Here is an 11,899-nt window from a genome sequence, read left to right as displayed (position 1 = left end):
GAGGGGTCGTGGCGGGAGCGCGTCGGGCGCGCGTCGTGGTCCACGGTACACCAGTGCTGACACTGCGTCTCATCTTCTTTGAACGGCGTCTCATGCCGGGGGCGGGCGTGGCACCATGACCCGCATGACCCCCGCCGAGGACACGCTCACCGCGCTCATCCATCTGCTGGACCAGGAGGGCTACGACGCCGTCACCGTGGACCAGCTCGCCCGCGAGGCGGGGATGAGCCGGGCGTCCTTCTTCCGTCACGTCGGCGGCAAGGAGGAGGTGGTCTTCGCGGACCACGCCGCCCTGCTGGAGCGGCTGGCCGTGTTCCTGCGCGGCACGTCGCTGCCCGTGGACGAGGTCCTCGCGGAGGCGGTGCTGCAGGTCTTCCGGCACCACGTCCAGGACCCCGAGCGGGCCCGCGCCCGCGCCCGCCTGCTGCGCGGTTCCCAGGCGCTGCGCACGCGCGAGCTGCTGACCTCGCACCGCTACGAGATGCTCTTCTCCGAGTGGCTTGCCCACGCCCTCCCGGACACCCCGGAGCGGGACGGGGTGGCGGCCGGGCTGGCGGCCGCCGTCGTCGCCGTCCACAACCGCGCCCTGCGGGCCTGGCTGCGCTCCCCCGACGACGACGCCGACGCCGCCCTGCGCGCCGAGGTCACCACCGTGGTCACGCGCCTGACACACGCTCCCGGCGAGGCGGAGCGGACGCTCGCGGCGGTGCGGCGCCTGCTCGCCTGACCGGCGGGCCGGGCGTGAGGGCCCGGACACGGCTCCGCCCGACGACGCAGGAGGTCGCCGGGCGGAGCGGTCGAGACCGGGGCGCGTCAGGCGCGGCCGGCCACCTGGGCGTTGTCCGAGCCGAAGGCGGGCGGGTAGCGGAACTCGCCGGACGGGGCCTCGGCCCCCTCCTGCAGCACGAGCACCTGGAGCGCCTCGGGCTGCGTGGCGAAGGACGCCGTGATCCCGGCCTCGGCGGCGGGGCGGAAGCCGAACCGCGAGTAGTACTCGGGCCAGCCGTAGACCACCACGACCTTCTCGCCGTCGGCGCGGGCGGCCTGCAGCAGGCTCTCCACGATCGCGGTGCCGGCGCCCTGGCCCTGGTGCTCGGGGAGCACGGCGTGCGGGGCGAGGGCGAGCACGGGGTCGGTGTCCACATGGGCGCGGACCAGCAGGCCGTGCCCCTCGGGGTCGGAGTGCAGGTCCGTGCCCGGCACGGCGCCGATCATCACCACGTGGGAGTACTGGGGCAGCCAGCCCTCGCCGCCGCCGGCCAGCTCCTCCACGAGGTCCGCCTCGGCGGACGAGCCGAAGGCCAGCTCAGACAGGACGCGGATCGCGCGGCGGTCCCCCGGGTCGGCGTGGTCAGCCTTGCGGGTGGCCCAGCGCGGGCCGAGGTCCTGACCGGAGGGAATGGACGGGGTGGGGGTGTTCTGACGATCGGTGCTCATGGGCCCCACGCTAGCCACGGATGTGACGTGGCCGACAGGGGTGGGGCCCATGAGTCCGGGCATGACGCCCGGCGTCAGCCGATCTGCAGCTCGCCCATGGGGCCGAAGCCCTCGGCGCCGACCTGCTCGGAGATGATCTGCGGGGTCGTGGCCAGCAGCGGGCGCATGGCGTCGAGGCCCTCCTGGAAGTGGGGGGACTCCACGTGGGCCTTCGCACCCTCGTCGGTGAAGCCCTCGAGGAGGAAGTACTCGTTCTCCCCGCCCTCCACGGGCCGGTACCACTCGAAGAACATGTTGCCCGCCTCCGAGCGGACGTCCGCGGTGTACTGCGCGACGGCGTCCATCCACTGGTCGGCGAGCTCGGGCTTCACGGTGAACTTGAGGTTGATGAGGATCATGCGGCCATGCTCGCACCGCGGCCGCCGCGGCGTCCCGCCCTGACGCGCCGTGCAATGATCCACAGCGCCGCCACGACGGCCGCCAGCACCACGACGACGAGCACCGGCAGGAACAGCGCCGCGGCGGTGAGGGCCAGCGCCGAGGCGTCCTCCGCCGTCGAGAGCACGGGTGCCGCCGCGCCCACGGTCACCGTGTTGGCGGCCGCCCGCGTGCCGGCCTTGGTCAGGTGCACCACGAGCGCCAGGACCGCGCCGATCGCGATCGGGACCCACACCCGGGAGCTGAGCAGGGTGTCCGGGTCCTGGACGGTCACCGTCTCCGCGCCCACGCCCGAGGCGAAGGTGATGCCGCCGGCGGCCGGGCGGACCAGGGTCTGCAGGACGTCGTTGGCGGAGTCCACGGCGGGGATCTTGTCCGCCACCACCTCGGCCACGAGCAGCACGCCCAGGATCCAGAGGGACACGTCCGAGGAGAGCCAGGACCAGGCCGGCGGCAGCTCCACGAGCCCGGTGAAGCGGTCCAGCAGGCCCAGGGCGAGCATGGGGATGAAGGCGTTGAGCCCGGCCGAGGTGGCCAGGCCCGTGCCGGTGAGGATCTCGAGCATGCGCGGGGTCCGTCCTTCGCGGTGCGGCCCCGGCGGTCCGGGGCGGGCGGCGGGGCCGTGCGACCCCGCCCGAGGGGGAACCGCGCACGGCACCGGGGTGTTCCCTCCTACGATGGCCCCATGACCCAGACCCAGGACACCCCCCGCACCGCCGCCTCCCCCGCCCTGGCCCTCACCGTGGCCGGCTCCGAGGCGACCGGCGGCGCCGGCGCCCAGGCGGACCTCAAGACGTTCCAGGAGCTCGGCGTCTTCGGCATCGTCTCGCTGACCTGCATCGTCTCCTTCGACCCGGCCGCCGGCTGGGACCACCGGTTCTTCCCCGTGCCGCAGGACGTCCAGCAGGCCCAGCTCGAGGCGATCCTGGGCGACTACCCGGAGGCGCTGCGCACCGTGAAGCTCGGCATGCAGGGCTCCCCGGAGACCATCCGCACCACCGCCGAGGCCCTGCGCGGCCACACCTGGGACCACGTGGTCCTGGACCCCGTGCTGATCTGCAAGGGCCAGGAGGCCGGCCACGCCCTGGACACGGACCAGGCCCTGAAGGCCGAGCTGCTGCCGATGGCCACCTTCACCACCCCGAACCACTTCGAGACCGAGCAGCTCTCCGGCATGACCGTGGAGACCGTGGACGACCTGATCGCCGCGGCGCGGCGGATCCACGAGATCTCCGGCGCCGCCGTCCTGGCCAAGGGCGGCATGCACATCGAGGGCCCGGACGCCGTCGACGTGTTCGTGGACGGGGAGACCGTGGAGGTCCTCTCCGAGCCCAAGATCGGCGACTCCGGCGTCTCCGGCGCCGGCTGCTCGCTGGCCGCCGCCGTCACGGCGGAGCTCGCCAAGGGCGCCACCCCGCTGGAGGCCGCACGCCGCGCCAAGGAGTTCGTCACCGCGGGCATCCGCCAGGCCGTCTCCGGTCAGACCCCGTTCGCCGCCCTGTGGCAGGGCGACCTGCGCGCGTGAGCGACGGCCGCCCGGCCCGCCGCGGCGCCTGAGGGCCGCCGCCGTGGGACCGTCCGCGCCGCCGCCCCTCGAGGGGCTGGACCTCGCCGTGGCCACCGCCCTGCAGGTGGATCCGCGCGCCTCCTGGCGCCGGATCGCCCGAGTGCTGGACGCGCCCGAGCGCACCGTGGCCCGCCACGGCGCGGCCCTGCTGGAGTCCGGCACGGTCCAGGTCGCCGGCATGCCCACGAAGGCGGAGACAGCCCTGCTCACCGTGCGCTGCGCCCCCGGCACCGCCCGCGTGGCCGTCGAGGCCCTCGCCCAGCGCCCGGACACCACGTTCGCCTACGCCGTGACCGGCGGTGCGGACGCGGTGGCGGAGCTGCTGTTCGACGCCGGCCGCATGACGCCGGTGCTCCTGCAGGAGATCCCCACCGTCGTGGGGCTGACGGAGGTGCACACGGCGCCGGTCCTGCGCTACTTCCGGACCATCCGGCGGTGGACCTCCGGGGCCCTGACGGACGCGCAGGTGGCGGCGCTGCGCACGGAGGACGGCCCCGAGCTGTCCGCGATGGGCCACACGGAGCCCCTGAGCCCCGTGGACCGGCGGCTCACCGAGGCGCTCGTGGCGGACGGCCGCGCCACCGTGGAGGCGCTCGCCCGGGCCGCGGACGTCTCCGAGTCGACGGCGGCGCGCCGGCTCTCAGCGCTGCTCTCCTCGGAGCGGGTCCAGGTCCGGGCCCTCGTGGAGCCGGCGCGGCTCGGGCTGCCCGTGGAGGCGCTCCTGTGGATCAGCGCGCCGCCCTCGCGCGTGGACCGGCTCGGCCGCCTCCTCGCGGAGGATCCGCGGGTGCGCTACGCCGCGGCCGTGGCCGGGGAGCACCAGGTGGTGGCGGACGTGACCTGCCGGACCACCACGGAGCTGTACGAGCTGACCACGGCCTCCCCCTGGCTCGAGCACACCTCCGCGGTGGAGACCTCGCTCGTGCTGCACGCCCGCAAGCGGGGCGGCCGAACCCTCCCCTGGACGGATTGATCCGGCCGATTCCGTCACCGCCCCCCGCGCCAGGCCCTCCGAGAGGTGGGAGATGACGGAATCAGCCAGAGACGTGGCGATATCCGGAGTTCATTGCCAGGATCCGTGACGTGGGTCACGCTGATGGTGCAGCCGTGACCGCGGCACCCCCACCCCGCACCGGGAGGCCCCCATGCTCGTCCCCGCCCTCGCCGGCACCATCGACCCGGAGTCGACGGACATCCTCGCCGTCGCGAACCACCCGCTGCTCTGGGCCTTCGCCCTGGGCGTGTTCGCGATCATCCTCGTCCAGTCCTTCCTGTACATCCGCGCCGCCCGCAGGGCCGCCCCGGACCTCGACATCCCCGCCACGGAGCTCACCACCGCGTTCCGCTCGGGCGCGATCGCCTCGGTGGGCCCCTCGCTCGCCGTCGTGATCGTGGCGATCTCCCTCCTCGCCCTGTTCGGCACCCCCGCCGTCCTCGTGCGCATCGGCCTGATCGGCTCCGCCGCCTTCGAGACCGGCGCGGCCAAGATCGCTGCGGGCTCCACGGGCGCTCCGCTCGGCGGCGCCGGGTACGACCAGCAGGTCTTCGCGCTGGCATTCATCACGATGTCCCTGGGCGGCGCCGGCTGGATCCTCGCGACCCTCCTGTTCACGCCGATCCTGCGCCGCGGCTCTGCGAAGCTCTCCGAGGTCAACCCGGTGGTCCTCACGGTGATCCCGGCCGCCGCCGTCCTCGGCGCGTTCGCCGGCCTCACCTTCGGCGAGTTCGCCAAGACCACGCCGAACTCCCCGGTCGTGTGGATCACCGCGGGCGTCTCCGCCGCCGTCATGCTGCTGCTCCTGTTCACGGCCAAGGCCCTGCGGGCCGACTGGCTCAAGGAGTGGGCCCTCGGCATCGCCATCATCGTGGGGCTCGTGGCGGCGTACTTCGCCCACGTCGCCCTGGTCCCGGCCGCCTGACGCGCGCCCCTCCCCCGCACCCCGCAGCACCTCAGGAGCCCCCATGAGCACCGCAGCCACCACCACCGCCACCCCCGGCCTGGCCCACCAGGCCGCCCTGGACGGATTCGTCCGCAGCACCTCTCGCACCGGCACCTGGACCATGCTGGTCGGGCTGCTGCTGTCCCTCGCCGGCCCCGCCTGGCTCTACTTCTTCACCGATCTCGGCGTCACGGGCCCGCAGATCCTCACCGCCTGGCTCCTCGTGGCCACCACCTTCGGCGTCCTGTGGATCGTCGAGCCCATCGCCTACTTCCCCGTCCTGGGATCCTCCGCGATGTACCAGGCGTTCCTGATCGGCAACATCTCCTCGAAGCTGCTGCCGGCCGCCGTCGTCGCCCAGGACGCCGTCAAGGCCAAGCCGGGCACCGCCCGCGGCGACATCGCCGCCGTGATGGCCATCTGCGGCGCCGCCACGGTCCACCTCCTCAGCCTGTTCGTGTTCGTGGGCCTGCTGGGCACCTGGCTCGTGTCCCTCCTGCCCAAGGACGTCATGCTCGTGGTGAGCACGTACATCCTGCCCGCCGTCCTCGGCGCCGTGATCGTGCAGGCCATCTGGTCCTACAAGGCCCCGCGCACCACGATCGTGGCGCTCGTGGTCGGCGCCGCGGTCGCGTTCCTGCTGGTGCCCACCCTGGCCCCGCTGTGGAAGCCGCTCGCGTTCCTCGGGACGCCCCTGACCGTGGTCCTTACCGTGGTGATCGCCTACCTCGTGCGCCCCAAGGCCATGCCGGCCCGGCGTGAGACCGGGGAGCTGCACTACTGAGCCCCGCCTGAACCCTCCCGGGCCACGCCCCCGTCCGCACGACGGCGGGGCGCGGCTTGGACCTCGGCCCCGCCTCCGTCCTGGCGAGAGGATCGAGGCAGACCCCACGCGTCCGCGGCCGGCCGCCGCGGACCCGCCGCATGAGAGACCGGAGGACCCGATGACCGACGTCCGCACCGCCCCCGCCCCCCTGCCCGAGGCCCTGCGCCTGGACGAGGAGCTGACACAGACCCTCCACGAGGAGTACGTCCACCTGCACCGGAGCCCGGAGCTGTCCATGCAGGAGCACGGGACGGCCGCGTGGATCGAGGCGCGCCTCGACGAGCTGGGGATCGAGCACGAGCGGGTGGGCGGGACCGGCGTCGTCGGCATCCTGCGCCACCCGGACGCCACAGACGGACCCGTGGTCGCGTATCGGGCGGACACCGACGCCCTGCCGATGAAGGAGGACTCCGGGGTCGAGTACGAGTCCACCGCGCGCGGCACACTGCCCGACGGCACCGACGTCCCCGTCATGCACGCCTGCGGGCACGACTCGCACGTGGCCATGGCGGTCACCGCGGCCCGCGTGCTGGCGCGGAACCCCGAGACGTGGCACGGCACGGTCGTCTTCGTCTTCCAGCCCGGCGAGGAGACGGCGGCCGGGGCCAGGGCCATGCTCGACGACGGCCTCTGGGACCGCGCCCCCCGACCGGTCGCCGTGATCGGGCAGCACGTGATGCCCGCCCCGGCCGGGGTGATCGCCTACGCGCTCGGGGACGCGATGTGCCTGGCCGACTCCTTCAGAGTGACCTTCCGCGGCAAGGGCGCCCACGGGTCCATGCCCGAGCGCGCGATCGATCCCATCCTCCTCGCCTCGCACGCCGTGACCCGTCTGCAGGGGATCGTCTCCCGGGAGATCGCACCGGCGGACAAGGCCGTGGTGACCGTCGGGACCTTCCACGCCGGGATGAAGGAGAACATCATCCCGGACTCCGCGGAGATCGCTCTCAACGTCCGCACCCCCACCCCGGAGGTGCGGGACACGGTGGCGTCGGCGATCACGCGCATCCTGCACGCCGAAGCCCAGGCGTCGGGTGCCCCGGAGCCGGAGATCGAGCGGTACAACTCCTTCCCCCGGACCCACAACGACGAGGGCACGACGAGGCAGGTCATGGCCGCGATCGGGGCGGAGCTGGGCGAGGACCGCATCGTGGAGGTGCCTCAGATGATGGGGTCCGAGGACGTGGGTGCCCTGGCGGACGCCATCGACGTCCCCCTGGTCTACTGGTTCCTGGGCGGATTCGCTGCGACCGACCCCGCGGAAAACCCCGCGAACCACACCCCGCAGTTCGCCCCGCTCATCGAGCCCACGCTCACCACCGGCGTGCGGGCCGCCCTCGCCGGCCTGCTGCACTTCGTGGGCCGCTGATCCGACGGTTCCCCTCCCTCCCTCCCTGCAGCTATGGGGGCGTTTTGCGTCGGCATGGACGCTCCATGCCGACGCAGAACGCCCCCGAAAGCTGTGGTGGGTCAGAGTCGGGCCCGTGGGAGCATGACGGGATGACGACGTCCCTCTTCCCGACCGCCCCGCTCACCCGCTCCCAGGAGAGGGCGCTGCACCTGAGGCCCTCCGCCCTGGCTCCCGGGGGCCGCGTGTACGGCCCCGTCATGGCGGCGGCCCTCGCGGCCGCCGCCCTGCCCGACCCGAATGCGGGGTCGCGAGCCCGCCGGGAGGGCGCCCAGCGCGCGATCGCCGCCGTGTCGGGGGTCTACGGCGCCGCGGAGGCCGGGGCGGCCGCGCACTGCGCCCGGATCGCCTCCGGACGGCCGACGGTCGGCCGCGCCCGCCTGGCCGTCGGAGGCCTCGGGCTCGCCGGCGGGGCGGCCCTCGCGGGGGTGTCCCTGGCCGCCGCCCCGGTGAACCGCCGCACGGACGCCTGGCTCGTCCGCGGGCTGGAGGCCGTGGGCGTCGCCCGACCGCGCTGGGCCGTCGCCGGGCTGACCGCCGCGGCGGTCCTGGCCTGCAACGCCGCCGACCGCGCGGCCCTGCGCAAGGCGAGGGCCGCCGCAGCGCTCCGCGGCCCCGGCTCCGAGGGGACCGCCACGGAGGCGGGCGGGGAGCTCTCGCTGGTGGAGGTCCCCGCCGACGCCCGCGCGCTCCTGGAGGCGATGCTCGACGCCGCCCCCGCCGGCCGCGCCGCCCTGCCCGGCGGGGAGGCGCTGCGGGCCCAGCTGCCGCACGTGGGGGCCGCGGACCCGGGCGAGGGGATCACGTTCACGGACTGGCTGCCGCTCGTGGTGGCCGAGGACGCCGCCGTCCAGCGCGCGGTGCCCCACGACTTCACATGGCCCGTGCGCGCCCGGTTCGAGCACGGGGGCGAGGCGTTCGAGCTGACGCTCCGGGTGCTGGACGGCGAGCTCGGCGCGCTGGTGCTCGAGCCCGTGGACGAGTCCCGCGAGGAGTCCTGGGAGGCCCGCGCCACGCTCGAGCGCTGGCCTCGCGTGGACGAGGTGCGCCTCGTGGTCGACGGCGCCGCCCGCCCCTCCGCCTGAGCCGGCGGCCCCGGAGGCGGCCGGGGCGCTGACTAGACTGGGCCCGCCCCGTCGGCCGCGTGCCCCCGCGCCGCGGACCTGCGGGGCGTCCCCCGCCGTCGTCCTTCGGAGCCCCGCCATGACCACCCCCGCCCCGGTCACGTCCACCGCCCGCGCCCGCCGGAAGGCTGCGCGCGCGGCCGCCGGGCCCCGGCTGCGGCTGCGCATGGGCCTGAACGGCTTCCTGGTGGCCTGGCTGCTGCCGAACCTGCTGATGGCGGCGCTGGTGCTGGCCCTGACGCTGATCCCGTCCCTGCAGGAGCTGGGCTCGCTGACGCCGCTGCTCACCGTGGTGGGCGTGGCTGGCCTGGTGATCGGCCTGCCGCTCTGCCTGCTGGTGAACCACCTCTTCCGCCACGTGCTCAACCAGTGGGTCCATGTGCTCGCGTATGCGCTCGTGGGCATGCTGTACGGCCTGGTGGTGCTCACCCAGGGCGCGGCGGGCATCCTGCCGATGCTCATCCCCGTGATCGGCTTCCCGGCGGCGGTCCTCATGGGGCTGGGCCGGCTCGCGGCGCGCCCGCTGGTGCACGTGGAGTCCCCCGCCGCGGACGACGACGCGGTCCCCGCCTCCGTCTGAGTCCGGAGGGGACCGGGACCGGACGGGCCCCGGACACAGCGAGAGGGACGGTGATCCGTGGATCACCGTCCCTCTCTCAGAGCTGACGTCCGGGGCCCGCATCCCCTCAGGCATGTATCCCGGCTCGTGGGGCTCATCATGTGCACCGTCTCATGGGGCGTGTCCCAGTCTAGGAAGGTCCCCACCGGGGCGACACTGGCCGAAGGTGCAGACTTCCGCTTGTCAATGTGATCTATGTCACACAGAGCGTGTGCGGGCATCGAGCGGACGGTGAGTCGGTCCCGTGGGACCGGCTCCGTCCGGCCGGTGGTGCGGGACGCTCGCCCGGACCCGCCAGCCCTCCCGGGTGGGGCCGGCCTCCAGGTGCCCGCCGAACGCCTCGATGCGGTCCCGCATGGAGGACAGGCCGATCCGCGAGGAGTTCTCCCGCACGTCCTGCGGACCGTCCGCGGGCAGCGTGTTGAGCACCTCGAGCACCACGTATGGACCCTCGACGGCGATGCACACGCTGCACCGCTGCCCGGCTCCGGCGTGCTTGGCCACGTTGGTGACGGCCTCCTGCATCACGCGGTACAGCGCGGCACGGACGCCCAGGTTCAGGTCCAGGCTGCCGATGTCCACGCTGGCCTCGGCGTCCAACCCCGCGAGCCGCAGCTCCTCGGCCATGCGCCGCGCCCCCGGGCCCAGCTGCGCCACCGTGGCGGCCTCCTCCGTCTCCCCGGTGCCGGGAGCCGGGACCGGCTCGATGACGCCCTCCTGCTGGAGCACCGCCAGCATCCGGCGGAGGTCCACGAGCGCCTCCCGCGCCGAGTCGCCCACCACGCGCAGGACGTCCTGGGCGGCCTCGGCCGTGCCGATGTAGGCCGCCGCACCCGTCTGCATGGAGATGATCGTCAGGTTGTGCGCCACGATGTCGTGCAGGTCGCGCGCGAGGATTCGGCGCTCCCGCTCGGCCGCCTCCCGCGCGCGGCGCTCCGCCTCGGCGAGACGCTGCCGGTGCAGCCGGCGCTGGTGGTGCATGAGGCGGACGTAGAGCCCCACCCCCGCGCCGAGGACGGTCACGGGGGTCGCGACCCAGAGGACCCCCGGCCCCTCCCCCGTGGCCCAGGGCAGCGCCGCGAGCCAGGCCGCTCCCAGGCCGATCGCGCTCCAGGCGAACGCGGACGCCCGGGCGGTGGCCAGCACGGAGCCCAGCAGGGCGGGCAGCAGCAGGATCGGGAGCACCGGGTCCGCCCCGGCGACCACCAGGAGCGCCATGGGAACGGCCAGGGCGAAGGCCACCGTGGTGCGCCACCACTGGGCCAGGAAGGCGACCGCTCCCGTCAGCAGGACGGCGGAGTCCAGGACCGACCCCTGCCCGCCCGCGCGCTGGGCGATCATCAGGTCCGACGCGGTGGAGGCGACGGCGAGCACGGAACCGAGCACCAGGTAGATCCGACCGGCCGGCACCGCGTCCCAGAAGCCGACGGGGGCGCCGTCGTCCGGGGGCAGCGAGACGAGGGCCGCCGGTCCGGTCGACCGACGGCCCCGGGGGAGGGCGGGGATCAGCCGCAGAACATGCCCCAGCGCTCGCAGAGCAGGCGCCGCGTCGAATCCGCCATGCCCGTGGGCGAGGCCTCGACCTCGGTCGGAGCGCTCACGGCGGTCGCGACGGCGGCCCCGGCGGCCTCGGGGGTGGACGCGGCGGCGCCCGGGGCGCTGACGAGGGAGGCCGCGGCGAGGAGCGCGGCGGCGGAGGCGAGGCGGGTGCGAGTGATCATGGACACAAGGGTAGACCCGAGGGGGCCCGCTGCACAGCAGGTCATCAGGTGGCGCAGACCCGACGCCCTCCTCCGCGCCGTCCCGGGCACGGCCTACTCTGGGGGCATGTCCGAGACTCCCGGAACGGCCACGGAGGACATCCGCGTCCTCATCGCCGACGACCAGCCCCTGATGAGCGGTGCCCTGCGCATCATGATCGACTCCACGCCCGGCCTCACGTGCGTGGGCGTCGCCGCCGACGGCCTGGAGGCCGTCGAGGTGTGCAACGCGACACGCACCGACGTCGTCCTCATGGACATGCAGATGCCGCGCATGGACGGCGTGGAGGCGACCCGCCGGATCGTGGCGTCCCACCCGGAGACGCGGGTCCTGGCCATCACCACGTTCTCCTCCGAGGACTATCTCGTGCCCGCCCTGCGGGCCGGCGCGGCGGGCTACCTCCTCAAGGACGCGCAGCCGGCCACCGTGCTCGGCGCGGTGCGGGCGGTCCGTCGCGGCGAGTCCGTGCTCTCCCCCGCGGTGGCGCACAAGCTCATCGCCGCCGTCGAGACGGAGCGTCCCGCCGTCGGCGCCCTCCAGGTCTGCCCCGGGGACCCGGACGGATCCGACCTCACGCCGCGCGAGCGCGAGGTCCTGGACCTCCTGGCGCGCGGACGCTCCAACCCGGAGATCGCCGCCGAGCTGCACGTGTCCGAGTCCACCGTCAAGGGCAACCTCGGCCGGATCATGGACAAGCTCGAGGTCCGCGACCGCGTCCAGGTGATCATCCGCGCCGCCCAGCTCGGGCTCGTGACGCTGTCCCTGGACTGACGCCTCCC

14 protein-coding genes are annotated in these 11,899 nt (G+C 74.5%); 9 read left to right on the top strand and 5 right to left on the bottom strand.

All coding sequences use genetic code 11. The features are described 5' to 3' along the window. Positions 1–124: 124 nt before the first annotated feature. Positions 125–727, top strand: coding sequence for a TetR/AcrR family transcriptional regulator (locus Q4D18_RS01755; protein ID WP_303125166.1), 603 nt, complete (start codon positions 125–127; stop codon positions 725–727). An 86-nt stretch (positions 728–813) separates the two neighbouring features. Here Q4D18_RS01755 and Q4D18_RS01750 read toward each other — a convergent pair whose 3' ends face one another. The 3 genes from Q4D18_RS01750 to Q4D18_RS01740 form a co-directional block, all read right to left on the bottom strand. Then, positions 814–1,437, bottom strand: coding sequence for a GNAT family N-acetyltransferase (locus Q4D18_RS01750; protein ID WP_303125164.1), 624 nt, complete (start codon positions 1,435–1,437; stop codon positions 814–816). 74 nt (positions 1,438–1,511) lie between these two features. Then, positions 1,512–1,835 (bottom strand): putative quinol monooxygenase, encoded by a 324-nt coding sequence (locus Q4D18_RS01745; protein ID WP_303125162.1) that lies wholly within the window; start codon positions 1,833–1,835, stop codon positions 1,512–1,514. Further along, positions 1,832–2,440 carry a DUF4126 domain-containing protein gene (locus tag Q4D18_RS01740; RefSeq protein ID WP_303125161.1) on the bottom strand — a complete coding sequence of 203 codons (609 nt, stop codon included), beginning with the start codon at positions 2,438–2,440 and terminating at the stop codon, positions 1,832–1,834. The genes Q4D18_RS01745 and Q4D18_RS01740 overlap by 4 nt, the downstream gene beginning before the upstream one ends. A 120-nt stretch (positions 2,441–2,560) precedes the next feature. Here Q4D18_RS01740 and Q4D18_RS01735 point away from each other — a divergent pair, with 120 nt between their 5' ends. From Q4D18_RS01735 to Q4D18_RS01705, 7 genes are all read left to right on the top strand, one after another. Continuing rightward, positions 2,561–3,400, top strand: a complete 840-nt coding sequence (locus Q4D18_RS01735) for a hydroxymethylpyrimidine/phosphomethylpyrimidine kinase (protein ID WP_303125160.1) — start codon at positions 2,561–2,563, stop codon at positions 3,398–3,400. A 43-nt stretch (positions 3,401–3,443) separates the two neighbouring features. Beyond that, positions 3,444–4,415, top strand: a complete 972-nt coding sequence (locus tag Q4D18_RS01730; RefSeq protein ID WP_303125158.1) for an Lrp/AsnC family transcriptional regulator — start codon at positions 3,444–3,446, stop codon at positions 4,413–4,415. A 172-nt stretch (positions 4,416–4,587) separates the two neighbouring features. Continuing rightward, on the top strand, positions 4,588–5,361 hold the full coding sequence (locus Q4D18_RS01725) for a DUF5058 family protein (protein WP_303125157.1): 774 nt from the start codon (positions 4,588–4,590) through the stop codon (positions 5,359–5,361). Between the two features lie 43 nt (positions 5,362–5,404). Further along, positions 5,405–6,166 (top strand): hypothetical protein, encoded by a 762-nt coding sequence (locus Q4D18_RS01720; protein ID WP_303125155.1) that lies wholly within the window; start codon positions 5,405–5,407, stop codon positions 6,164–6,166. 160 nt (positions 6,167–6,326) lie between these two features. Continuing rightward, positions 6,327–7,577, top strand: coding sequence for an amidohydrolase (locus Q4D18_RS01715; protein ID WP_303125154.1), 1,251 nt, complete (start codon positions 6,327–6,329; stop codon positions 7,575–7,577). A gap of 131 nt (positions 7,578–7,708) precedes the next feature. After that, a complete protein-coding gene (locus Q4D18_RS01710) occupies positions 7,709–8,701 on the top strand; it encodes a hypothetical protein (protein WP_303125152.1) in 993 nt (330 codons plus the stop codon). 118 nt (positions 8,702–8,819) lie between these two features. Then, positions 8,820–9,320 carry a hypothetical protein gene (locus tag Q4D18_RS01705; protein WP_303125151.1) on the top strand — a complete coding sequence of 167 codons (501 nt, stop codon included), beginning with the start codon at positions 8,820–8,822 and terminating at the stop codon, positions 9,318–9,320. 237 nt (positions 9,321–9,557) lie between these two features. Here the strand turns inward: Q4D18_RS01705 and Q4D18_RS01700 are convergent, their stop codons facing one another. After that, the gene (locus Q4D18_RS01700) at positions 9,558–10,745 is read right to left on the bottom strand and encodes a sensor histidine kinase (RefSeq protein WP_303125150.1); all 1,188 of its coding nucleotides are present in this window, start codon (positions 10,743–10,745) and stop codon (positions 9,558–9,560) included. A gap of 119 nt (positions 10,746–10,864) precedes the next feature. Next, a complete protein-coding gene (locus Q4D18_RS01695; protein ID WP_303125149.1) occupies positions 10,865–11,080 on the bottom strand; it encodes a hypothetical protein in 216 nt (71 codons plus the stop codon). A 106-nt stretch (positions 11,081–11,186) separates the two neighbouring features. Between Q4D18_RS01695 and Q4D18_RS01690 the strand changes: the two genes are divergently transcribed. After that, the gene (locus Q4D18_RS01690; protein ID WP_303125148.1) at positions 11,187–11,891 is read left to right on the top strand and encodes a response regulator transcription factor; all 705 of its coding nucleotides are present in this window, start codon (positions 11,187–11,189) and stop codon (positions 11,889–11,891) included. The last annotated feature ends 8 nt before the right edge of the window (positions 11,892–11,899 follow it).

The organism is Micrococcus sp. (assembly GCF_030523875.1).
Taxonomy (GTDB): Bacteria; Actinomycetota; Actinomycetes; order Actinomycetales; family Micrococcaceae; genus Micrococcus.
The sequence above is the reverse complement of the archived record's forward strand: the minus strand, read 5'-3'. Positions and strand labels throughout refer to the sequence as shown.

Excerpts from the sequence above, each read along its gene's own strand:
- Q4D18_RS01755 (WP_303125166.1), top strand. The coding sequence starts at position 125 with ATGACCCCCGCCGAGGACACGCTCACCGCGCTCATCCATCTGCTGGAC.
- Q4D18_RS01750 (WP_303125164.1), bottom strand. The coding sequence starts at position 1,437 with ATGAGCACCGATCGTCAGAACACCCCCACCCCGTCCATTCCCTCCGGT.
- Q4D18_RS01745 (WP_303125162.1), bottom strand. The coding sequence starts at position 1,835 with ATGATCCTCATCAACCTCAAGTTCACCGTGAAGCCCGAGCTCGCCGAC.
- Q4D18_RS01740 (WP_303125161.1), bottom strand. The coding sequence starts at position 2,440 with ATGCTCGAGATCCTCACCGGCACGGGCCTGGCCACCTCGGCCGGGCTC.
- Q4D18_RS01735 (WP_303125160.1), top strand. The coding sequence starts at position 2,561 with ATGACCCAGACCCAGGACACCCCCCGCACCGCCGCCTCCCCCGCCCTG.
- Q4D18_RS01725 (WP_303125157.1), top strand. The coding sequence starts at position 4,588 with ATGCTCGTCCCCGCCCTCGCCGGCACCATCGACCCGGAGTCGACGGAC.
- Q4D18_RS01720 (WP_303125155.1), top strand. The coding sequence starts at position 5,405 with ATGAGCACCGCAGCCACCACCACCGCCACCCCCGGCCTGGCCCACCAG.
- Q4D18_RS01715 (WP_303125154.1), top strand. The coding sequence starts at position 6,327 with ATGACCGACGTCCGCACCGCCCCCGCCCCCCTGCCCGAGGCCCTGCGC.
- Q4D18_RS01710 (WP_303125152.1), top strand. The coding sequence starts at position 7,709 with ATGACGACGTCCCTCTTCCCGACCGCCCCGCTCACCCGCTCCCAGGAG.
- Q4D18_RS01705 (WP_303125151.1), top strand. The coding sequence starts at position 8,820 with ATGACCACCCCCGCCCCGGTCACGTCCACCGCCCGCGCCCGCCGGAAG.
- Q4D18_RS01695 (WP_303125149.1), bottom strand. The coding sequence starts at position 11,080 with ATGATCACTCGCACCCGCCTCGCCTCCGCCGCCGCGCTCCTCGCCGCG.
- Q4D18_RS01690 (WP_303125148.1), top strand. The coding sequence starts at position 11,187 with ATGTCCGAGACTCCCGGAACGGCCACGGAGGACATCCGCGTCCTCATC.